Raw genomic sequence first — 20,300 nt, forward strand, 5'->3', positions numbered from 1 at the left:
GGTCCGACCCCGGTGACGGCTGACCGCCGTCCTCGACGGTCAGCCGCAGAACTGGCGGGCGTGGGCCAGCACGTGCAGTTCCCGGTGCCGCTGCCGCCAGTGCCGGTAGCGCCGCCCGGCGGTGGCCTTGGCCTCGGCGCGTTCGGCGGGTGTCCGGTCGGCGAGCAGGTCGAGCACCCGGCTGAGGTCGGCCGCCGTCGCCGGGCGGACCACCATCCCGCCGGTGTCGGCGATCAGGTCGCTGAACGGCGTGTTGTCCGAGCAGACGACCGGGCAACCCGACGCCAGGCTCTCCAGGATGACGTGGCCGAAGTTCTCACCGAGGGTGGGGAAGAGGAACGCGTCGTAGCGGCTGAACGTCGGCATGACGTCCGCCGCCGCGAGTTCGCCGAGGTAGCGGACCCGGACGTGCCCCGGCATGGTCGCGATGACCCGTTGGCAGCGCGACCAGTAGTGCGGGTCCTCCGCCGGGCCGAAGATGTCGAACTCCACCGGCCGGGTGGTGCCGGCCACCGCCTCCAGGGCGGTACGCAGGTTCTTCATCGGCGAGATCCGGCCGACGAAGACCAGCCGCAGCGGACCGTCGTGCGCGACGACAGGTGGGGGCGGGTCCGCCGGGATCGGGCTCTCGTTGCCGTTCACCATCACCTGCGCCCACGGCAGGTTGGCCCGGATCTGCCGCTCCTCCAGCCCGCTGCACGCCTGCCAGCGCACCCGCAGCCGGCGCAGCAGCGGTGCCCACAACGCCAGGAAGACACGCTTCTTGGTGGCCCTGATCGCCAGGGCGCCGGGCGACAGCTCGCCGCGCGGGGCGACCAGGATGGCCCCGACCCGGGCCAGGCGCAGCGCCACCGCCAGGATCGCCAGCACCGAGAACAACGACCAGATGCTGTTGACGTAGAGCAGGTCGACCGGACGGGCCCGGACGTGGCGGACCAGCCGGGCCCAGTGCCGGGGGGCCCACGGATTGAGGTAGAAGACGGCGGACCGCCCGTCGCGTCGCAGCAGCCTTCCGGACAGACCGGGGTACGGTGCTGACGAGCCGAGGTCCCGGTCCCGGGTGATCAGGGTGACGTCGAGGTCCCCCGGCAGGGTGTCCAGGATGAACCGCAGCGAGCGGATCGGGCCGCCGCCCCGGAAACCCGGCTCGAACACCCCCGCGGTCGCGACCACCCGGTAGGTGCCCACGGACCGTCGTGGCGCGTCGGCGACGTCCAGGGAGGGCAGCCTTGTCAACTTGTTCACCATCGGCCCACCTTCACCGTGCCGCCCGGAAGGCGGCGTCCCGTAGGGATGTCTGCACCGCACGGGCGGTGGCCGGAGGGCCCGGCCCGTGCCGGAGGTCGCCGTCGAGGGGAAGGGTGCGCTCGCGGGCCATGGACTCGACCCGTGCCGCCGCGCACGTCGGACGGGCACCGGCGGTGCCGCGCGGGGCCGGCTGGCGGAACGCGACCGGTGTTCTCCGTGGCCGAGGGGGCAACGGTTGACCACCGACGTAGTGATCGTAGGCGCGGGCGGCATGGGCAGGGAGATGTTCGGGGTAATTCGGCTGCTCAATGCTTACGCGGCAGGTGCGGCCCCGTGGCGGGTCCTGGGCTTCGTCGACGACTACCCGACCGAGGAGAACGTGGCCCGGGTGCGGCGGCTCGGCGTCCCCTTCCTCGGCCCCACCCGCTGGCTCGCCGGTGGCCAGGCGGGCCTGACGGTGGCGCTGGGCGTCGGGCATCCCCGGCTGCGCCGCGAGACCGATCTGGCTCTCCAACGGTACGGCCTGCCCGCCGCCACGGTGGTGCACCCGGCGGCGGAGATCGGCCCGGACTGCGTCGTCGGGGAGGGGCTGTTCGCGGCCGGCGGGGCCCGGGTGACGACGAACGTGGTGCTGGGCCGCCAGGTGCACCTCAACCAGAACTGCACCGTGGGGCACGACAGCGTGCTCGGCGACCACGTCTCGGTCAATCCGCTCGCCGCGGTCTCCGGCTACTGCCGGCTGGACGACGGCGTCATGGTGGGCACCACGGCCGCCGTCCTGCCGGGGCTGCGGGTCGGGCGGGACGCCGTGGTGGGCGCGGGCGCGTGCGTGACCCGGGACGTCCCGGCGGACACGGTGGTCACCGGGGTACCCGCCCGGCCGGTGACGCCGGGGTCAGCGGCGGATGCCCGCCCAGTCGTGGTGTCGGCGCACGGTCGACAGGATGAAGTCGACCACCCGGCGTGAGGTGTCCGGGACCCGGTAGTCCGCCGGGCAGTCGACCGGACCGGCCGCCACCTGGTCCACCACGACCCGCACCGCCTCCACCACACCCTCCGGGTCGAGGCCGGTCATCACGATCGCCCCGGTATCCAGCGCCTCGGGGCGTTCGATGGACTCGCGCAGGGTCACCGCCGGGAAGCCGAGGATCGCCGCCTCCTCGCTGACCGTGCCGCTGTCGGACAGCGTGCACCGGGCGTGCCGTTGCAGGGTCACGTAGTCGAAGAAGCCGAACGGCTCGTGGAAGGTGATGCCGTCCAGCAGGGTGCCGTCGACGGCGAGCACCTCCAGCCGCTTGCGGGTACGCGGGTGGGTGGAGACCAGCAGCGGCAGCCGCCACTCGTCGCGTACCGCGCACAGGCAGTCCAGCAGCCGACGGAGCCGGTCCGGGTGGTCGACGTTCTCCTCCCGGTGGGCGCTGACGACGAAGTAGCCGTCCGGTTCGAGGGCGAGCTGCGCCAGGATGGTGGACCGTTCGATCTGCGGCCGGTAGTGGTCGAGCACCTCGCGCATCGGTGAGCCGGTGTGCAGGATGCGGCGGGGGTGCAGCCCTTCGGCGAGCAGGTTGCGCCGGGCGTGCTCGGAGTAGACCAGGTTGAAGTCGGCGACGTGGTCGACCAGCCGGCGGTTGGTCTCCTCCGGCACGTTGAGGTCGAAGCACCGGTTGCCCGCCTCCATGTGGTAGACCGGCACCTTCATCCGCCGCGCCATCAGCGCCGCGATGGCGCTGTTGGTGTCGCCGAGCACCAGCAGCGCGTCCGGCCGCAGCTCGGCGATGGCCTTCTCGGTGCCGACCAGCACCGCGCCGAGCAGGCTGCCCAGCGACCGGGTGTCGGCCCGCAGGAACCGGTCGGGCGGGCGTACGCCCAGCTCGGTGAAGAAGATGTCGGACAGCGCCGGGTCCCAGTTCTGTCCCGTGTGCACCAACGTGTGCTGCACGGTCCGGTCCAGCGTGTCGATCACCCGGGCCAGGCGGATGATCTCCGGCCTGGTCCCGACGACTGTCATCACCCGGGTCACGGACGTCTCCTCGTGGTTGGTCTGGGTGGTTGCGGGAACCGTCGGCCGTACGGGTCGGCGGTGGTCACGACGAGCGGCCCTGCGGGGGCACCCGGTGCGACGGTTCGTCGATCGCCTGCCACGCCTGGTCGAGCACGCTGATCCGGGGTCGGCTGCGCCGCCACCTGCGGTAGGCCTCCCCCGCGCTGAGCCGGGCCGCCTGCCGCTGCTCGGGCGGGGCGGTGGCGATCCGGGTGAGCAGCGCGCCGAGCGCCGCCGGGGTCAGCTCGGTGAGCACCTGCCCTCCGCCGTCGCGCAGCACGGGCGTCCACGGTGTCCGGTCCGAACAGACCACCGGGCAGTACGCCGCGAGGCTCTCCGCGATGGCGTTGCCGAAGTTCTCGCCCCGGGTCGGCAGGACCGAGGCGTCGTACCTGGCGAACGTCGCACCCACCTGCCCGGGGGGCAGCTCACCCAGGTAGTTGACCACCGACGGGTCCGGCAGGGCCGCCCGCAGTTCCCGGCACCGTTGCCAGTATCTCGGGTCCTCGACCGGGCCGTAGATGTCCAGCCGCACCGGGACCCGGACGTGGGCGAGCGCGGCGAGCACCAGGTCGAGGTTCTTGATCGGGGAGATCCGGCTGATGAAGACCAGCCGGGTGTGGTCGGTGGCCGGCAGCGCGACCGGGGCGGGGTGCGGCTCGGGGCCGGGGGCGATCGCCACCACCCCGATGCGGGCCCGGGGCAGCACCCGGCGGATGTCGGCGACCTCCTGCGGCCCGGTGGCGTGCCACAGCACCCGGCGTCCCCGCAGCATCCACCGCCAGCCGGCCAGGAACACCCGCTTGCGCAGCCGGTGCAGGCCGAGGGCGGCCGCGCCGAACTCGCCCCGGGGGGCGACCAGGATGCGCTCCGCCCGCAGCAGGCCGAGCCGGGCCGCGACGATGGGCAGGATCGAGAAGACCGACCAGACGCTGTTGACGTAGAGCAGGTCGAACCGCGCCGAGCGCAGCGAGCGCCAGAGCGTCCGCCAGTGCGCCGGGTGCCGTACGCCGAGGTAGAAGATGTCGGTGCGGCCCCGGCGTACCCAGGTGCCGGACAGGCCGGGATAGGCGGCGGGGCTGCCGAGGTCACGGTCGCGGGTCAGCAGGATGGTGGAGACCCCGGCGCTGGCCGTGTCGAGGACGTCGGAAATGGAGCGGACGGGCCCTCCGGCACGCCAGCCGGGGCTGAAGTAGCCGGCCGTGACGAGGACCCGGAAACTCTTTCCCCCGGCCTCGGCCAACCGTTCGTCGACTTCCGTCGCGGGGCTGGTGTCGCCGGCCATCCTCGCTCCTCGCTGAAGACACGAAACTGATCGGTTCAACGAGCGGAGACCCATTTCGTGACTGCGTTACGCAATTATCGCCAATCCGTCGAACACTAGCCGGAAACCCACAGCCAGCAGGACTTGAGCCGGTATAAGGAAGGCGGCGAAGAAATATCTGACCCGGCACGAGAGGACCCCCATGTCGCGAGTGGCACTCATATCCGGCACCACCGGTCAGGACGGCAGTTATCTGTCCGAGTTCCTTCTCGACAAGGGCTACACGGTGCACGGGATAAAGCGAAGGTCGTCCTCGTTCAACACCGAACGGATCGACCAGGTGGACGTCCATCCCCGCGACGGGGAGGCCCGCCTGTTCCTGCACTACAGCGACCTGTCCGATCCGGCGTCGTTGACCGCGCTGATCCGCGACATCCGGCCGGACGAGATCTACAACCTCGGCGCGCAGAGCCACGTCCGGGTCTCGTTCGACATTCCCGGCTACACCGCCGACGTCACCGGGCTCGGTGCCCTGCGGATGCTGGAGGCGGCCCGCGCGGCCGACGTCGACTGCCGCTTCTATCAGGCGTCCTCGTCGGAGATGTTCGGTTCCGCCCCGCCGCCCCAGCGCGAGGAGACCCCGTTCCACCCCCGCAGCCCGTACGCGTGCGCCAAGGTCTACGCCTACTGGACGGCGGTCAACTACCGCGAGTCGTGGGACATGTTCTGCGTCAACGGCATCCTGTTCAACCACGAGAGCCCCCGACGGGGGGAGAACTTCGTCACCCGCAAGATCACCCGCGCGGTCGCCCGGATCGAGGCCGGCATCCAGGACAGGCTCTACCTGGGCAACCTCGACGCCGTCCGGGACTGGGGCTACGCCCCCGAGTACGTCGAGGCGATGTGGCTGGCCCTGCAACAGGACACCCCGGACGACTACGTGGTGGCCACCGGCGAGGGGCACTCGGTGCGCGAGTTCGTCGAGGCCGCCTTCGACCGGGTCGGGCTCGACTGGCAACGGTACGTCGAGATCGACCCCCGCTACTTCCGGCCGGCCGAGGTCGACGCGCTCATCGGCGACTACACCAAGGCCCGGCGGCGGCTGGGCTGGGCGCCCAAGACCCTCTTCGGCGACCTGGTAAGGATCATGGTGGACGCCGACCGGCAACTGCTGGAGGACGAGCGGATGGGACGCCTGGTGCGGGTGGACCGATGAGGATCACCGTCGAGGCCACCCCGATCCGGCCCGGCCACGCCGCCGGGGTCGAGGCGTTCACCTACGGCCTGCTCACCGGCATGGTCGCCGACACCTCCTGCGAGCTGCGGGTGAACGTGCTGCGGGGCACCCTGGAGCGGTGGCGCGACCAGGTGCCCGCCGAACGGATCGGCTGGGCCGAGGTCACCCAGCCGCTGCGCTCGGACACCGCCCCCGGGCAGCTCCTACGCCGCTGGACACCGACCCGGGTCCGCGACTCCCTCGCCGTACGCCGGGCGGTCAATGCGGTCCGGCACCGCTCGGTGCCCCGGCAGCGCGGCGCGGACGTCACGCTCTACCCGTTCCACAGCGCCCCGATCGGCACCGGCCCGTCGGTCGTCGTGGTGCACGACCTGCGGCACCTGCTGGCCGCCTTCCACTCCCCCGGCTTCGCCGCGGTGGTCCGGGAGAACGTGGCCCGCGCCGACGCCGTCGTGGTGACCTGGCCGCACCCGTACCGGGAGACGCTACGGCTGTTTCCCGAGGCGGCGGAGCGGACCGCGCTCATCCCCACCCCGACGTTCCAACCCGCGCCCGCCCGCGCCGCCGCGCGCCCCGAACCGGGCCTGCTGCTCTACCCGTCCTCGACGGCGACCCACAAGAACCACGCGACGCTGCTGGAGGCGATGGCGCTGCTCCCGCAGTGCCGGCTGGTCTGCCCCGGTCCGCTGGTCGAGCCGGACGCCAGCCGGCTGCTCGCCCGCGCCGCGCAGCCCGACCTGCGCGGCCGGGTGTCCTTCCCCGGGTTCGTCACCCTCGACGAGTTGAACGCCCTCTACGCCCGCGCCGACGCGGTGGTGATCCCGTCGCTGTGGGAGGCGGCGAGCGGCGCCATGCTGGAGGCGTTCAGCTGGGGCCTGCCCGTCGCCTGCGCCGACGCCGAACCGCTGCTGGCGCAGTTGGAGTTCACCGGCGCCGAGGCGGCCGTCTTCTCGGCCACCGAGCCCGCCTCGCTGGCCGAGGCGGTCTACCGGCTGCTGGCCGACCGGGCGCACTACGCCGCCGCCGCCCGGCACGCCAACGGCCGGCTGGCCGCCCGCACCTGGACGGCGACCGGCGGCGACTACCTCGACGTGCTGCGCTGGGTGGCCGACGGCCGGCCGGGACCGATGCCGCGCTCGGCGTTCGCCGCCGAACTGACCGGGGAGGAAACCTCGTGAGCCTGACCGACGACAGCTATCCGGTGTCCCGCCCGAGCCTGACCGACCTTGAGCAACGGTACGTCGTGGAGGCCCTGCGCAGCGGCTGGGTCTCCTCCCGGGGTCCCTTCCTCACCGACTTCGAGGACCGCTTCGCCCGCCGGTGCGCCGCCGGCACCGCGGTCGCCACCGCCAACGGCACGGTCGCCCTGCACCTGGTCCTCGCCGCCGCCGGGATCGGTCCGGGCGACGAGGTCATCGTGCCCGCGCTGACCTACGTGGCGACCGCGAACGCCGTCGCGTACTGCGGGGCGCGGGCGGTCTGTGTGGACGTCCTGCCGCAGAGCTGGTGCGTCGACCCGGCCGCGGTCCGCGCGGCGATCGGGCCACGCACCCGGGCGGTCGTCGCCGTCGACCTGTACGGCCACCCCGCCGACTATCCGGCCCTGCGCGCGCTGTGCCAGCGGCACGGTCTGCTCCTGGTCGCCGACGCCGCGGAGTCCTTCGGGGCCACGCTCGACGGGGAGCCGACCGGTTCCCTGGCCGACGCCACGACGTTCTCGTTCTTCGGCAACAAGGTGCTCACCGCCGGCGAGGGCGGCTGCGTGACCACCTCCGACGCGACGCTGGCCGAACGGATGCGGCTGCTGCGCAACCAGGGGATGGACCCGCAGCGGCGGTACTACTTCCCGGTGCTGGGCTACAACTACCGGATGACGAACCTGGCCGCCGCGCTGCTCTGCGCCCAGCTCGACCGGGCCGAGGAGATCATCGCCCGGCGGGACGCGGTGGTCGCCGGCTACGAGACGCAACTCGCCGACGAGCCGGCCCTGTCGGCCCAGCCGGTGCTCCCCGGGGTCCGCCGCGCGCCGTGGATGGCCTGCTTCCTGGTCGGGCCCGCCGGGGACACCGCCTCCCGGGACGCGCTGGCGCTGGCGCTGGACCGGCTCGGCGTGGAGACCCGGCCCTTCTTCGTGCCGATCCCCGAACTGCCCGCCCACCACGATCCGGCGGCGCACTGCCCGGTGACCGTCGACCTGAGCCGGCGCGGGATCAACCTGCCCACCTATCCGGAGCTGACCGAGCCGGGGGTCAAGACGGTGGTGGAACGCGTCCGCGCCGCCCTGGCGGCGGTCGGCTGAGCCCGGCCGACCCACCCGGTCCCGTCCCCGATCAGCCCATGGGCGGGACCGGGTGGCGTCGACGCCGGTGTGCCGGCGGGTGGGACCGGGCATCCCACCGGTGGGCGGGCGGGCGGCCGGCCCCCCGCAGCAGCAGCAGGTAGCTGCCCGCCCAGGCGACCGCGCTGACCAGGGCCAACACCGCGAGGGCGCCCGCCGCGCCGGTCGCCCCACCCAGGACCGCCGCGCCGACGACCACCGGCACCCGCAGCCCGCCCAGCAGGACCCCGAGCAGGATCGCCAGGCGGCTCGCCTGCTCGATCCGTAGCCCGGCGAAGCCGACGGCGGCCGGCACCGCGAACAGGCTCTCCAGCGCCAGCAGCACCAGCAGGCTGCGGGCCAGGTCCCAGTTGCCGCCGAGGAGCATCCTGCCCAGCCGGTCGGGCAGCAGGGCGACCGCCGCCGTGATCGGCAGGACAGCGGCGGCCACCAGCAGCGCGACCCGCACGGCCGCCCGGGACCGGACCGACCGGGACGCGGTACGGGTGCGGGCCAGGTAGGGCAGGGTCAGCGTGGCGGCGGTGGACAGCAGCAGGTTCACCGGCCCCAGCAGGGTCCGCCCGGCACTCAACGCCCCCACCACCGGGGTGCCCGCGAAGGCCGCCACCGCGCTCAGCGACAGCTGCGCCGACCCGGTGGTGAGCAGGAACTGCGTACCGAATCCCAGCGCGATCCGGCGCTGCGCCCGGTCGACGTACCAGCCGGGCCGCAGGGCGTAGCCGCGCCGGACCGCGACGACCACGCCCACCACGCCGCCGCCGGCCGCCCAACCGGCCACCACCCACGGCGCGTCGACCAGCCCGAGCAGGCCGGCCAGCGCGGCGCAGCCGGTGAGAGCCGCCCAGGTCGCCTCCTGCCACAACGCGCCCGACGGGACGCCGAGCCCGACGGCGACCGCCTTCGCGTGGTCGTAGAGCACCAGGCCCGGCAGGGCGAGGCCCACCACGAGCAGATACGGCGACCCGTACGCCACGCCGGCCGCACCGACCGGAACGCCGCAGAGCACCCCGAGCAGGACGACCCGTCGGGCGGCCGGGGCCACGCCCGTCCCCGCCGCCAGGGTCGCCTCGGTCACCATGCTGCGGACCAGCCCGGAGCCGAGCACGTAACACGAGAAGGCCAGCGCGAACTCGCCCACCCCGCCGATCGACTCCAGCCGGGTGACGGTGACCGCCACCAGCAGGTTGCCGCCGCTGGACAACCCCCCGACGACCAGCGCGAGCAGAGCCCGACGACCGCGTCGGGGGGCACCCCGGACACCGGTACCGCCGACCCGGGAGCGGACCGGAACGGTCACCGGACGGCACCCACCGGCAGCGTCACCTCGTCGTCGCGACCGGCGGGGGCGCTGCGGGTCAGCCACAACAGCAGGAAGACCGGTGCGGCCGACACCACGTGTTGCAGGAACCCGATGGTGCAGTCGGGGTAGGTCCCCGACCAGAGCAGCACGTCGGAGAAGACCAGGCAGAACAGCGTCAGGCGGGCCGGGCCGGGCCGGCTCCGCCAGCGCAGCAGCAGTGCCACGAAGCCCGCCCAGAAGGCGTGCACGGCCACCATGCCGGCGGGTCCGTCGAAGAACCAGATGTTGCCCAACAGCAGGAAGGTGTACGCCGACGTCGGTCCCCCGCCGAGGAACTGGTTGATCTGCTGCCCGGTGGACAACGCCGGCCGGTCCGGATCGAGCACCCGGGGCACCAGCCCGTACCTGAAGTAGTCGGCGATACCGGGCTGGCCGATCTCGACCGGCACCGCGAACGCCGCCACGGCGGTGAGCTGGCTGTCCAGCCGGAGCCGGTCGGCAGCGGTGACCTGGGTGTCCACCACCACCCCCTGCTCCTCCCGGAGGGCGTTGCGCTGCGCGAACATGGCGGGCCAGGCGAGCAGGAGCACCACCGTCCAGAGCAGGAGGTGACGCAGCCGGAAGACCCCGCAGACCGCCCCGGCGGCGGCCACGAAGAACACCAGGGCCACCAGGGGCGCGGAGCGGGTCGTCAGCACCGCGACGTACGCCTCCACGCCGACGAGCACGGCCACCCAGCAGTACAACCGTTGTGGCGACAGCCGGCCGCTGAGGTGGCTGCCCACCAACAGGGCGAAGCCCAGGGTGCCCCAACCGGAGAAGAGGGCGCACACCATCGCGAGCGGGTTGTCGGACAGGTCGCCGGACACCTGGGTGACGATGGTCCCCCGCCCGAGGTGCGCCCCGATGATGCTCGACACCATCCCGGTCAGGGTCACCAGCCGGGCCACCGGGTAGATCCGGGGATAGCGGGCGGTCGCCTGGCGCATCCCCCGTCGCCACTGCGGGTCGGGACGCCCGAGGAACAGACCCATCGTCTCCACGCTGACGCTGCCCAGCAGGGCCAGCCCCACCAGGAGCACGATGAAGCCGGTCTGCGGGTTGTCGTTGAGCACCGCCATCGGGAGGATGAACACCGCGTACGGGGCGAGCACCAGGAAGCTGACCGGATAGCAGCGCAACAGCCCACCGACCAGCTCCCGCTGCCGGGACCAGCCGCCACGGCCCGGCCCGACCGGCAACGCGCCGCTCACCCCGGGCCCGGGTCCACAGTCGACGGCCAGCTGCTCTCCGGCCGCCCTGGGCCCGATCATCAGGCGTCCCTTGCCCGGTGAGCGCCACGTCGGCCGGGGCCCCGCAACGCTCCCGACCGCACACGCCCGCCAGCAGGCAGCAGCGCCGGACGGCCACCTGCCCCGAGGGGGATCCTGCGGGTCAGCCACAGGAGGAAGAAGACCGTCATGGCCGACACCACGTGTTGCAGGAAGGCTATCGTCGACTCGGGGTAGGTGCCGGACCACAGCAGCACGTCCGAGCAGACGAGGCAGAACAGGCTCAACCGGGCCGGCCCGGGCCGGGCCCGCCACCGCAGCAGCAACGCCACGAAGCCCGCCCAGAAGGCGTGCACGCCCAGCACCCCGACGGGCCCGTCGAAGAACCAGATGTTGCCCAGCAGCAGGAAGTTGGAGGCGGACGTCGGGCCGCCGCCGAGGAACTGGTTGATCTGCTGCCCGGTGGACAGCGCCGGCCGGTCGGGATCGACGATCCGGGGCACCAGCCCGTACCGGAGGTGGTCGACGAGGCCGGGCTGGCCGAGGTCGACGGGGACATCGATGCCCGCGACGAGGGTCAACTGCCGGTCCAGGCGGATCCGGTCCGCCGCCGTGACGGCGTCGCTCACCTCGATGCCCTGGTCCTGTCGGATCTCGTTGCGGTAGTCGAAGATGGACGGCCAGAGCAGGACCATCACCACCGTGCCGAGCAACAGGTACCGCAGCCGGAACACGCCACAGACCACCCCGGCGGCGACCACGAAGAACAGGAAGGCGATCAGGGGGGCGGTGAGGGCGGTCAGCATGGTGACGACCGCCTGGGTGGTGACGAGCGCGGCGAGCCAGCCGTACAGCTTGCCCCGGGTCAGTCGGCCGCCCAGGTGGCTGGCGACCAGCAGCGCGAAGCCGAGCGCGCCCCAGCCGGAGAAGAGCTTGGTCAGCGCCACCATCGGCGCATCGGACAACTCCCCGGAGATCTGCGCGACGATGCTCCCCCGCCCGAGGTAGGCGCCCAGCAGGTCGGCCGCGATGCTGGTCAACGTCACCAGCCGGGCCACCGGATAGATGTACGGATACCGGGCGGTCGCCTGCCGCATGCCCTGCCGCCACTGCGGGTCGGGACGCCCGAAGAGCAGACCCAGCGTCTCCACGCTGACGCTGCCCAGCAGGGCCAGCCCCACCAGGAGCACGATGAAGCCGGTCTGCGGGTTGTCGTAGAACACTGCCATCGGAAAGATCAGCAACGCGTACGGGGCGAGCACCAGGAAGCTGACCGGATAGCAGCGCAACAGCCGACCGACCAGCTCCCGCTGCCGTCTCGACCGGACGCCTCGGGTCAGGCGGACCGCCCGGGTGTCGATGACGTCGATCCGCGGTCCAGGGTCGGTGACCGCCCTGGACCAGACCATCAGATGTTCCCCTCACTGTTTTCGGTCGCCTCATGCGCAACGAGGCAGCGGGGGCGGCGACACGCTCACCGGGAGAAAACCCCGGAAACGGGCGCAGACGACTACGCCCCGCCGGTCACCGTGCGGTGACCGGCGGGGCGCGACGACGTCGTCCGGCTGTTAGCCCAGCACCTCGTCGACCAGGGACTTCGCCTCCTGCTGGATGCGGGCCAGGTGCTCGGGCCCCTGGAACGACTCGGCATAGATCTTGTAGACGTCCTCGGTGCCCGACGGCCGGGCCGCGAACCACCCGGACTCGGTGGTCACCTTCAGCCCGCCGATCGAGGCGCCGTTGCCCGGGGCGCTGGTCAGCGTGGCGGTGATCGGCTCACCGGCCAGCTCGGTGGCGGTGACCTGATCCGGGGAGAGCCGACCCAGCACCGCCTTCTGCTCCCGGCTGGCCGGGGCGTCGATCCGGGCGTACGCGGGCGCGCCGAAGCGGTCGGTCAGCGCGGCGTAGTGCTCGCTCGGGGTCCGGCCGGTGCTGCCGATGATCTCGGCGGCGAGCAGGCAGAGCAGGATGCCGTCCTTGTCGGTGGTCCAGGTGCTGCCGTCACGGCGCAGGAAGGACGCCCCCGCGCTCTCCTCGCCGCCGAAGCCGACCGTGCCGTCGAGCAGCCCGGGGACGAACCACTTGAAGCCGACCGGCACCTCCAGCAGCGGCCGGCCCAGGTCGGCGGCGATCCGGTCGATCATCGAGGAGGAGACCAGGGTCTTGCCGACGGCCGCCGCCGGACCCCACTGCGACCGGGTACGGAACAGGTGCCCGATCGCCACCGCCAGGTAGTGGTTGGGGTTCATCAGGCCCCCGTCGGGGGTGACGATGCCGTGCCGGTCGGCGTCGGCATCGTTGCCGGTGGAGACCTGGAACCGGTCCCGGGCGGCGATCAGCGACGCCATCGCGTTGGGCGACGAGCAGTCCATCCGGATCTTGCCGTCCCCGTCCAGGGTCATGAACCGCCAGGTCGGGTCGACCAACGGGTTGATCACGGTCAGGTCGAGGCGGTGCCGCTGCGCGATCTCACCCCAGTAGGCGACGCTGGCCCCGCCGAGCGGGTCGGCCCCGATCCGCACCCCGGCGTCGCGGATCGCGTCGATGTCGAGCACCGAGGGCAGGTCGTCGACGTAGCCGGCGAGGAAGTCGTACGTGCCGGTGGTGTCGGCGGCGCGCGCCCGCGCGTACGGGATCCGCCTGACCTCCTTGAGCCCGGCGGCCAGGATCGCGTTCGCCCGGTCCTGGATCCACTTCGTGACGTCGGTGTCGGCGGGCCCGCCGTTGGTCGGGTTGTACTTGAAGCCGCCGTCGTCGGGCGGGTTGTGCGACGGGGTGATCACGATGCCGTCGGCGAGCCCGTCGGTGCGCCCCCGGTTGTGGGTGAGCACGGCGTGCGACAGCGCCGGGGTGGGGGTGTAGCCGTCGCGGCTGTCCCGCAGCACGGTCACCCCGTTGCCGGCGAGCACCTCCAGCGCGTCGGCCTCGGCGGGGGCGGACAGCGCGTGGGTGTCCCGGGCCAGGAACAGCGGCCCGGTGAGGCCCTGCTGGCGGCGGTAGTCGCAGAGCGCCTGGGTGACCGCGAGGATGTGGTCGGAGTTGAAGGCGTTACGCAGGCTGGACCCCCGGTGGCCGGAGGTGCCGAAGGAGACCTGCTGCGCCGGGTCGTCCGGGTCCGGGTGCTCGGCGTAGTAGGCGGTCACCAGCCGGGGCACGTCGACCAGGTCGGCGGGCTCGGCGGGCTGTCCGGCACGGGGGTGGGCCACTGCGGAAACCTCCTCGGTGGTACGGGACGGGAGCGCTGTCTTCCCCGGCGGCGGCCGGGTCACACCCGGCTCAGGGCTCGACGCGCTGACCCTTGCCGATGACGACGACGCCGTTGTCGGAGACCGTGTAGCGCTGCCGGTCCTTTTCCAGGTCGACGCCGATCTCGGCGCCCTCGGGCACGAAGACGTTCTTGTCGAGGATGGCCCGGCGGACCACCGCGTGCCGGCCGATCTCGACGCCCTCCATCAGCACCGCGCCGTCGACCTGCGCCCAGGAGTGCACCTTGACCTTGGGCGAGACCACCGAGTTCTCCACCAGCGAACCGGAGATCACCGCGCCGGGCGAGATCATCGAGCCGACCGCCCGGCCGACCCGCTCACCCCACTGGTGGACGAACTTCGCCGGCGGGTACGGCGGCTGGTCGGTGTAGATGGGCCAGTCGAAGTTGTAGAGGTTGAACACCGGGTGCACGTTGATCAGATCCATGTGCGCGTCGTAGAACGAGTCGAGCGTCCCCACGTCCCGCCAGTAGCCCCGGTCCCGGTCGGTGCTGCCGGGCACCTCGTTGTCCTTGAAGTCGTAGACGTTGGCCTCGCCCCGCTCGACGAGCATCGGGATGATGCTGCCGCCCATGTCGTGCTTGCTGGTCTTGTCGGCGGCGTCCCGCTCGACGACCTCGCACAGCGCCCGGGTGGAGAAGACGTAGTTGCCCATCGAGGCGTAGATCTGGTCGGGGGCGTCGGGCAGGCCGACGGCGTCGGTGGGCTTCTCCCGGAAGGACGTGATCCGCTTGCCGTCCGGGCCGACCTCGATCACGCCGAACTGGTCGGCCGTCGACAGCGGCTGGCGGATGCCGGCGACGGTCACCGCGGCACCGGAGGCGATGTGGTCGTCGACCATCTGCCGGGGGTCCATCCGGTAGATGTGGTCGGCACCGAAGACGATCACGTAATCCGGCTGCTCGTCGTTGATCAGGTTGAAGCTCTGGTAGATCGCGTCGGCGGAACCGGCGAACCACCAGGGGCCCCGGCGCTGCTGGGCCGGCACCGGCGTGACGTAGTTGCCGAGCAGCGTCGACATCCGCCAGGTCTTGGTGATGTGCCGGTCCAACGAGTGGGACTTGTACTGGGTCAACACGACAATCTTGAGAAAGCCGGCGTTCGCCAGATTTGACAGGACGAAATCGACCATGCGGTACATCCCGCCGAACGGGACGGCCGGCTTGGCCCGGTCCGCGGTGAGCGGCATGAGGCGCTTGCCTTCTCCGCCGGCCAGGACGATCGCGAGCACCTTGGCAGCCATGACCAGACGCTATCCATACCGCTGCGACTTCACCACTCGTACGGGCGCAGTTCCGTGACCGGTGCCCGGCCGGATTCTGCACTAGGGTGCCGGTCATGACCGACTCCGCCCCGCTGCGCGTGGACCTGCTGACCCGGGAGTACCCGCCGGAGGTGTACGGCGGGGCCGGGGTGCACGTCGAGTACCTGGCCCGGGAGCTGCGCCGGCTCGCCGACGTGCGGGTGCACTGTTTCGGCGCGGCGCGCGACGAGCCGGGCGTCACCGCGTACCCCGAGCCGGCCGACCTGGGCGGCGCGAACGCGGCGCTGCGCACCATGGGCGTCGACCTGGCGATGGCCGCCGGGTGCGCCGGCACCGACGTGGTGCACAGCCACACCTGGTACGCCAACCTGGCCGGGCACACCGCCAAGCTGCTGTACGGGGTGCCGCACGTGGTGACCGCGCACAGCCTGGAGCCGCTGCGCCCGTGGAAGGCCGAGCAGCTCGGCGGCGGTTACGCGCTCTCCTCCTGGTGCGAGCGGACGGCGATGGAGTCCGCCGACGCGATCGTCGCGGTCAGCGCGGGGATGCGCCGGGACGTGCTGACCGCCTACCCGGCGGTGAACCCCGACCGGGTGCGGGTGGTCTACAACGGCATCGACACCGCCCAGTACGCCCCCGACCACGGCACCGACGTGCTGGACCGGCTCGGCATCGACCCGGCCCGCCCCAGCGTGGTCTACGTCGGGCGGATCACCAGGCAGAAGGGCCTGCCGTACCTGCTGCGGGCGGCCCGGGAGCTGCCCGCCGACACCCAGCTCGTGCTGCTCGCCGGCGCCCCGGACACCCCGGAGATCGCCGCCGAGGTCCAGGGGCTGGTCGGCGAGCTGCGGGCCAACCGGTCCGGGGTGGTCTGGGTGGCCGAGATGCTGCCCAAGCCCGAGGTGATCCAGGTGCTCACCCACGCCACCGTCTTCGTCTGCCCCTCGGTCTACGAGCCGATGGGCATCGTCAACCTGGAGGCGATGGCCTGCGAGACGGCGGTGGTGGCGACCGCCACCGGCGGCATCCCCGAGGTGGTCGCCGACGGCGAGACCGGGCTGCTGGTGCCGATCGAGCAGGCCGGCGACGGCAGCGGCAACCCGCTGGACCCGGACCGGTTCGTCGCCGACCTCGCCAAGACGATCAACGAGCTGCTGGCCGACCCACAGCGCACCGAGGAGTTGGGTCTCGCCGGCCGGCGGCGGGCCGTCGAGCACTTCTCCTGGGACGCGATCGCCGTCCAGACCCTGGAGCTGTACCGCTCACTCCTGGAATAACCAGGGTCAGGTACAGTTTTCTGTACCTGCCTCGGAGGTGGTCATGCGGACCGTGAACTTCACCCAGCTACGGCAGAACCTGGCCGCCGAACTCGACAGCGTCATCAACGACGCGGAGGAGGTGGTGGTGACCCGGTCGGGTCACGAGCCGGTGGTCATCGTGCCGCTGGCGGAGTACGAGTCGATGAAGGAGACCGAGTACCTGCTGCGCAGTCCGGGCAACGCGGCAGCCCTGCGCCGATCGATCGCGGAACTCGACGAGGGTGACGCCACCGAGCGGGAACTGGTCGACCCGACGACCGTACGGGACGTCGCGTGAGGCTGGTCTTCACCGCGACAGCGTGGAGCCAGTACCTCAGCCACACGGACCGCAAGCTGGTCAAGCGCATCAACGATCTCATCGCCGACGTCATGCGCAACGAATACGAGGGCATCGGCAAGCCGGAGCCCCTGCGGGGTGAGCTGTCCGGCTTCTGGTCCCGCCGGATCGACCGCGAACACCGGCTGGTGTACCGGGTCACCAAGGACGACGTCGAGATCATCGCCTGCCGGTACCACTACGGCGACAGGTAGCCCTCAGACTCAGGTGACGTGGAGGGTGGCGGCGAGGCGGGTCAGTGCGGGCGGGGCGGCGGCGGAACGGGCCACCACGGCGACCAGGGGGCGTACCGCCGGGCGGTGGTGGACCTCGCTGCGGGCGGTTCGCTCCGCTTCGAGCACCGCCCGGCCGGCGCGGAGCAGGTTGCCGTCGAGCACGTAGGCACGGGCGGCGTCGAGCAGGTACGCGGCCCGGTGCTCGGGAGGCAGCCACCGCCACTCGTCGCCGGCCACCAGCCGCTCGTGGCGTACCGTCGCCGCCGTGATCTCGCCGAGGGCGGCCTCGGCGACCACCCGCGCGGCCTCGACCGCCGCTGTGCCACCCTCGGCCCCGGCATCCCGGGCGGCTCGGCCGGCCCGGTCGAGCAGGTCCCGGGCGGCCCGGCCGTCACCCCGCCCGGCGGCGGCCAGGCCGGCCTGGAGCAGCAGCGTGGCGAGCAGGGTCGGGTCGGCCGACTGGTCGTCACCGGGTGTCGACGAGGTCGGCCGTGGCGCGCTCGGGGAGCGCCCCGGCAGGAGGCGGTGGGCGGCGACGGCGGCGGCCTCCATCGCGGCCCGCCGCCGGCCGCCGTGGCGCAGCGCCTGGGCCAACGGCACCGTGGCGGCGGCGGCCACCCACGGGTCCTTCGTGAGCTGCGCGGCGGCCAGCGCCCGGTCGGCAGCCAACCAGGCCACCTCCGGCCGGTCGACCTTGAGCAGCACCAGCGCGACCAGGCCGTACCCCTGGGCCAGTAGGCCGTCGGTAGCCCGACCGGCCCGCAGTGCCCGCGCCGCGCGGACGGCGTCGACCAGGCCGGGCAGCAGGACGAGCAGTTCCGGGTACCGGGCGTGCCGGTAGCTCTGCTCCGCGTGGGCCAGGCGGGTGCGTAGCTCCGCGATGTCGGGCGGCCGGGCTGGCGGCTCGACGTGGTAGCGGGCCAGCGCGGCCAGCACCGCGTCGACCCCGGTGGTGGCGGTCTCCGGTCGCGCCGGCTCCCCCGCCGACCCGGCGAGCAGCACCTCCAGGTCGATCCGGAGCGTCTCGGCGACCATCCGGAGGTTGGACACCTGCTCCAGCCGGCGTACCCCGCGCTCGACCTTGTCGACCCAGCTCTTCGACTTGCCGAGATGGTCGGCGAACTGCTGTTGCGTCATGTTGCGCCGCACCCGCCACTGGGCGACCCGGCGGCCCACCGGCAGCTCGTTCACCGCCGGCCCGTCCCGCTCACCGCGAAACCCCCACCACGAGCAGCACGAGTACGCACACCGCGACCGCCACACCGTAGGCGAACCGCCGCCGACGCAGCAGCGTGCGGCGCGACCGGACCGGCACGGGCACCCGGTCGCCATCCGGCAGCGGAGCAGGACCACCCGGCACCGGGTACGCCCCTCGCAGCGGCCCCTGATGTGGACGCCCATCCATCCATACCTCCTCATGAGTGTGCCAAAGATGCAGGTCATGGCCGACGGCCGGATGGTTGTGCATATTTGCCGATTCCGACCGGGAGGCGATCCGATGCTGACGAGAAAGCCCTCCTGACAGGGACCAACTTAGGACCCTCAGGCACCTGAGTCAACACAGAGTCCACACCGTGTCGCGCCTGGTGAGATTCTGGACCGGCTGACGAGAGGTGGTCCCATGCCCCGCAAGCCCGTCTATGAACAGGTCGTTGACGACGTCATCGCGTCGATTCGCAGCGGCACGCTCAAACCCGGCGACAGACTGCCGACGATCGCCCAGCTCGCCCAGCAGTACAGCTCTTCCGACAACCCGATCAAGCGAGCCCTCTGGATTCTGGATGAGCGGGGCTGGATCGAGGTACACCAGGGCAAGGGCTCGTTCGTGGCACCGAAGCCGCCCGCATAGCGCGGGAACCGCTGCTGGACACCCGACAGCCCGGAATAGCTTGCCCGCCCGCACGATGCGTAACCCCGACGGGGGTACCACTCTCCAGAAGGTCGTATGACTGTCAGGCATATTTATGCCTGACAGGAATACAGGTTCTCCGACGATAGTGTTGCCGAACGGAGCCGGTCCATGACCATCCCGATGGGCTATCGGAAGATCGCCGCCGACCTGCATGCCCGCATCCAGCAGGGCGAGTACCCACCGGAGAGCCGGCTGCCCACCTACGCCGAGTTGGCCCAGCTCTACTCGGCAAGCGTCTCGATCGTGCAGCGAGCGGTGATGCTGCTACAGGCCCACGGGATCATCATCGGCATCTCCGCTCGGGCGCAGCGGATGCGGCGGGCCACCCGGCAGTGGGAGACAGCATCCTCCGCCAGCCACTCGCCAATACGGCGTGCCCGGCTGGCAGGGACATGCCAGCCGGGCACACGTGTCTCCGGACAGGTGACGCGGGGAGGGGATTTCCGACGCGGGGCAGGGGCCTGAAGGGGGGGACCTACCGCACGGCCGGCCACGCGGCAGCCGCCGGAGAGCTACGGGCAGGTCGGACGCCTGCGCGAACCCGGGGAACTACGAGCAGGGCCGGACCCAGGCGGTGCTGACCCAGCCGTTGGTGTCACCCGAGGCGTCCCAGAGCGAGACGTGGTAGCGGCCGTTGGCCTCCTGCGCGGCGAACATCCGGGTGTTGTAGCCGACCGAGTGCGGCCACTTCGTGGTCGACGAGGTGCTGTCCACGAACACGGACAGGCTGACGGCGGTGGAGCACTTGCTGTACTGGTAGTACGCGGCCTGCGCGGCACCACCGGTCACCACGGCCGCGCCGAGGCTGGTCAGGGCGGTCACCGTCAACAGGGCTGCCGCGCGCTTGCCGATCGTGCTCATGGGGTACCTCCGGGTCTTCGGGTGGGTGGGTCGGGGCCGCGTCGTCGTCAGAGTCGGCGGCGGGCCGCTCAGCAGGCGCGGACCCAGGCGGTGCTGACCCAGCCGTTGGTGTCACCCGAGGTGTCCCAGAGCGAGACGTGGTAGCGGCCGTTGGCTTCCTGCGCCGCGTACATGACGTTGTTCCAGCCGATCGAGTGCGGCCACCGCGTGGTCGACGAGGTGCTGTCGACGAAGAAGGAGAGCGAGACCGCATCGGAGCACTTGCGGTACTGGTAGTAACCGGCCTGGGCGGCGGTGCCGGGCACCACACCCACGGCGAGGCCAGCGATCGAGGCACCCGCCACGAGGGCCGCCGCGCGGGATTTGAGCCGATTCATCCTACCTCCAGATCATGATCCGTCGATTGACCCAGCCGACCATACACACG

The 20,300-nt window shown here is 72.1% G+C and carries 21 protein-coding genes; 9 read left to right on the plus strand and 12 right to left on the minus strand.

From position 1 onward, the window contains the following. Nucleotides 1-39: 39 nt before the first annotated feature. The gene (locus ACWCHM_RS17765; RefSeq protein ID WP_281899131.1) at nt 40-1,248 is read right to left on the minus strand and encodes a glycosyltransferase family 4 protein; all 1,209 of its coding nucleotides are present in this window, start codon (nt 1,246-1,248) and stop codon (nt 40-42) included. Between the two features lie 235 nt (nt 1,249-1,483). Here ACWCHM_RS17765 and ACWCHM_RS17770 point away from each other — a divergent pair, with 235 nt between their 5' ends. Next, nucleotides 1,484-2,215 carry a NeuD/PglB/VioB family sugar acetyltransferase gene (locus tag ACWCHM_RS17770; RefSeq protein WP_204961220.1) on the plus strand — a complete coding sequence of 244 codons (732 nt, stop codon included), beginning with the start codon at nt 1,484-1,486 and terminating at the stop codon, nt 2,213-2,215. Here the strand turns inward: ACWCHM_RS17770 and wecB are convergent. Next, entirely contained in the window at nt 2,144-3,268 is a 1,125-nt protein-coding gene (wecB, locus tag ACWCHM_RS17775; protein ID WP_204961219.1) for a non-hydrolyzing UDP-N-acetylglucosamine 2-epimerase, read from the minus strand. The two genes, ACWCHM_RS17770 and wecB, sit on opposite strands and share 72 nt — an antisense overlap. Before the next feature lie 64 nt (nt 3,269-3,332). Further along, nucleotides 3,333-4,574 (minus strand): glycosyltransferase, encoded by a 1,242-nt coding sequence (locus tag ACWCHM_RS17780; RefSeq protein WP_454219066.1) that lies wholly within the window; start codon nt 4,572-4,574, stop codon nt 3,333-3,335. 181 nt (nt 4,575-4,755) lie between these two features. On the opposite strand from ACWCHM_RS17780, the gene gmd reads away from it, so the two are divergent. The 3 genes from gmd to ACWCHM_RS17795 are packed head-to-tail and all read left to right on the plus strand — an operon-like array spanning nt 4,756 to nt 8,089. Beyond that, nucleotides 4,756-5,769: a GDP-mannose 4,6-dehydratase gene (gene gmd, locus ACWCHM_RS17785; RefSeq protein ID WP_204961217.1), complete on the plus strand. Its 1,014-nt coding sequence runs from the start codon at nt 4,756-4,758 to the stop codon at nt 5,767-5,769. Continuing rightward, the gene (locus ACWCHM_RS17790) at nt 5,766-6,968 is read left to right on the plus strand and encodes a glycosyltransferase (RefSeq protein WP_421488906.1); all 1,203 of its coding nucleotides are present in this window, start codon (nt 5,766-5,768) and stop codon (nt 6,966-6,968) included. Before gmd ends, ACWCHM_RS17790 begins: the two co-directional genes overlap by 4 nt. Continuing rightward, entirely contained in the window at nt 6,965-8,089 is a 1,125-nt protein-coding gene (locus tag ACWCHM_RS17795) for a DegT/DnrJ/EryC1/StrS family aminotransferase (protein WP_454219067.1), read from the plus strand. The genes ACWCHM_RS17790 and ACWCHM_RS17795 overlap by 4 nt, the downstream gene beginning before the upstream one ends. A gap of 31 nt (nt 8,090-8,120) precedes the next feature. Here ACWCHM_RS17795 and ACWCHM_RS17800 read toward each other — a convergent pair whose 3' ends face one another. The 5 genes from ACWCHM_RS17800 to glgC form a co-directional block, all read right to left on the minus strand. Beyond that, nucleotides 8,121-9,425 (minus strand): hypothetical protein, encoded by a 1,305-nt coding sequence (locus tag ACWCHM_RS17800; RefSeq protein ID WP_454219068.1) that lies wholly within the window; start codon nt 9,423-9,425, stop codon nt 8,121-8,123. Continuing rightward, nucleotides 9,422-10,741 (minus strand): hypothetical protein, encoded by a 1,320-nt coding sequence (locus ACWCHM_RS17805; RefSeq protein ID WP_454219069.1) that lies wholly within the window; start codon nt 10,739-10,741, stop codon nt 9,422-9,424. Before ACWCHM_RS17805 ends, ACWCHM_RS17800 begins: the two co-directional genes overlap by 4 nt. Continuing rightward, nucleotides 10,741-12,108, minus strand: a complete 1,368-nt coding sequence (locus tag ACWCHM_RS17810; protein WP_454219070.1) for a hypothetical protein — start codon at nt 12,106-12,108, stop codon at nt 10,741-10,743. Before ACWCHM_RS17810 ends, ACWCHM_RS17805 begins: the two co-directional genes overlap by 1 nt. A gap of 159 nt (nt 12,109-12,267) precedes the next feature. After that, complete coding sequence (gene pgm / locus ACWCHM_RS17815; RefSeq protein WP_454219071.1) at nt 12,268-13,905, minus strand: phosphoglucomutase (alpha-D-glucose-1,6-bisphosphate-dependent); 1,638 nt, start codon at nt 13,903-13,905, stop codon at nt 12,268-12,270. Nucleotides 13,906-13,975: 70 nt separating this feature from the next. Next, complete coding sequence (gene glgC, locus ACWCHM_RS17820; RefSeq protein ID WP_204961210.1) at nt 13,976-15,208, minus strand: glucose-1-phosphate adenylyltransferase; 1,233 nt, start codon at nt 15,206-15,208, stop codon at nt 13,976-13,978. A gap of 95 nt (nt 15,209-15,303) precedes the next feature. On the opposite strand from glgC, the gene glgA reads away from it, so the two are divergent. The 3 genes from glgA to ACWCHM_RS17835 are packed head-to-tail and all read left to right on the plus strand — an operon-like array spanning nt 15,304 to nt 17,079. Beyond that, on the plus strand, nt 15,304-16,506 hold the full coding sequence (gene glgA / locus ACWCHM_RS17825) for a glycogen synthase (RefSeq protein ID WP_454219072.1): 1,203 nt from the start codon (nt 15,304-15,306) through the stop codon (nt 16,504-16,506). A 43-nt stretch (nt 16,507-16,549) separates the two neighbouring features. After that, nucleotides 16,550-16,825, plus strand: coding sequence for a type II toxin-antitoxin system Phd/YefM family antitoxin (locus ACWCHM_RS17830; protein WP_067303547.1), 276 nt, complete (start codon nt 16,550-16,552; stop codon nt 16,823-16,825). Then, entirely contained in the window at nt 16,822-17,079 is a 258-nt protein-coding gene (locus tag ACWCHM_RS17835; protein ID WP_204961208.1) for a Txe/YoeB family addiction module toxin, read from the plus strand. Before ACWCHM_RS17830 ends, ACWCHM_RS17835 begins: the two co-directional genes overlap by 4 nt. Before the next feature lie 9 nt (nt 17,080-17,088). Here the strand turns inward: ACWCHM_RS17835 and ACWCHM_RS17840 are convergent, their stop codons facing one another. Next, a complete protein-coding gene (locus ACWCHM_RS17840) occupies nt 17,089-18,291 on the minus strand; it encodes a helix-turn-helix domain-containing protein (protein WP_454219073.1) in 1,203 nt (400 codons plus the stop codon). Nucleotides 18,292-18,307: 16 nt separating this feature from the next. Next, nucleotides 18,308-18,505: a hypothetical protein gene (locus ACWCHM_RS17845; protein WP_281899156.1), complete on the minus strand. Its 198-nt coding sequence runs from the start codon at nt 18,503-18,505 to the stop codon at nt 18,308-18,310. A 216-nt stretch (nt 18,506-18,721) separates the two neighbouring features. Between ACWCHM_RS17845 and ACWCHM_RS17850 the strand changes: the two genes are divergently transcribed. Together ACWCHM_RS17850 and ACWCHM_RS17855 are read left to right on the plus strand one after the other, a co-directional pair. Further along, nucleotides 18,722-18,949 carry a winged helix-turn-helix domain-containing protein gene (locus ACWCHM_RS17850; protein WP_204927966.1) on the plus strand — a complete coding sequence of 76 codons (228 nt, stop codon included), beginning with the start codon at nt 18,722-18,724 and terminating at the stop codon, nt 18,947-18,949. Nucleotides 18,950-19,120: 171 nt separating this feature from the next. Beyond that, the gene (locus ACWCHM_RS17855; protein ID WP_454219074.1) at nt 19,121-19,477 is read left to right on the plus strand and encodes a GntR family transcriptional regulator; all 357 of its coding nucleotides are present in this window, start codon (nt 19,121-19,123) and stop codon (nt 19,475-19,477) included. A gap of 84 nt (nt 19,478-19,561) precedes the next feature. Here ACWCHM_RS17855 and ACWCHM_RS17860 read toward each other — a convergent pair whose 3' ends face one another. Both ACWCHM_RS17860 and ACWCHM_RS17865 read right to left on the minus strand, forming a co-directional pair. Further along, a complete protein-coding gene (locus ACWCHM_RS17860) occupies nt 19,562-19,873 on the minus strand; it encodes a hypothetical protein (RefSeq protein ID WP_422752485.1) in 312 nt (103 codons plus the stop codon). A gap of 68 nt (nt 19,874-19,941) precedes the next feature. Further along, nucleotides 19,942-20,250: a hypothetical protein gene (locus ACWCHM_RS17865; protein WP_422752486.1), complete on the minus strand. Its 309-nt coding sequence runs from the start codon at nt 20,248-20,250 to the stop codon at nt 19,942-19,944. Between the last annotated feature and the right edge of the window lie 50 nt (nt 20,251-20,300).

Source organism: Micromonospora sp. SCSIO 07396, assembly GCF_053667945.1.

What these genes read in the sequence shown, in the direction of transcription:
- ACWCHM_RS17860 (WP_422752485.1), bottom strand. Translation starts at nt 19,873, where the DNA reads ATGAGCACGATCGGCAAGCGCGCGGCAGCCCTGTTGACGGTGACCGCC.
- glgA (WP_454219072.1), top strand. Translation starts at nt 15,304, where the DNA reads ATGACCGACTCCGCCCCGCTGCGCGTGGACCTGCTGACCCGGGAGTAC.
- ACWCHM_RS17830 (WP_067303547.1), top strand. Translation starts at nt 16,550, where the DNA reads ATGCGGACCGTGAACTTCACCCAGCTACGGCAGAACCTGGCCGCCGAA.
- ACWCHM_RS17850 (WP_204927966.1), top strand. Translation starts at nt 18,722, where the DNA reads ATGCCCCGCAAGCCCGTCTATGAACAGGTCGTTGACGACGTCATCGCG.
- ACWCHM_RS17865 (WP_422752486.1), bottom strand. Translation starts at nt 20,250, where the DNA reads ATGAATCGGCTCAAATCCCGCGCGGCGGCCCTCGTGGCGGGTGCCTCG.
- ACWCHM_RS17810 (WP_454219070.1), bottom strand. Translation starts at nt 12,108, where the DNA reads ATGGTCTGGTCCAGGGCGGTCACCGACCCTGGACCGCGGATCGACGTC.
- glgC (WP_204961210.1), bottom strand. Translation starts at nt 15,208, where the DNA reads ATGGCTGCCAAGGTGCTCGCGATCGTCCTGGCCGGCGGAGAAGGCAAG.
- ACWCHM_RS17780 (WP_454219066.1), bottom strand. Translation starts at nt 4,574, where the DNA reads ATGGCCGGCGACACCAGCCCCGCGACGGAAGTCGACGAACGGTTGGCC.
- gmd (WP_204961217.1), top strand. Translation starts at nt 4,756, where the DNA reads ATGTCGCGAGTGGCACTCATATCCGGCACCACCGGTCAGGACGGCAGT.
- ACWCHM_RS17845 (WP_281899156.1), bottom strand. Translation starts at nt 18,505, where the DNA reads ATGGATGGGCGTCCACATCAGGGGCCGCTGCGAGGGGCGTACCCGGTG.
- ACWCHM_RS17805 (WP_454219069.1), bottom strand. Translation starts at nt 10,741, where the DNA reads ATGATCGGGCCCAGGGCGGCCGGAGAGCAGCTGGCCGTCGACTGTGGA.
- ACWCHM_RS17765 (WP_281899131.1), bottom strand. Translation starts at nt 1,248, where the DNA reads ATGGTGAACAAGTTGACAAGGCTGCCCTCCCTGGACGTCGCCGACGCG.
- ACWCHM_RS17855 (WP_454219074.1), top strand. Translation starts at nt 19,121, where the DNA reads ATGACCATCCCGATGGGCTATCGGAAGATCGCCGCCGACCTGCATGCC.
- ACWCHM_RS17790 (WP_421488906.1), top strand. Translation starts at nt 5,766, where the DNA reads ATGAGGATCACCGTCGAGGCCACCCCGATCCGGCCCGGCCACGCCGCC.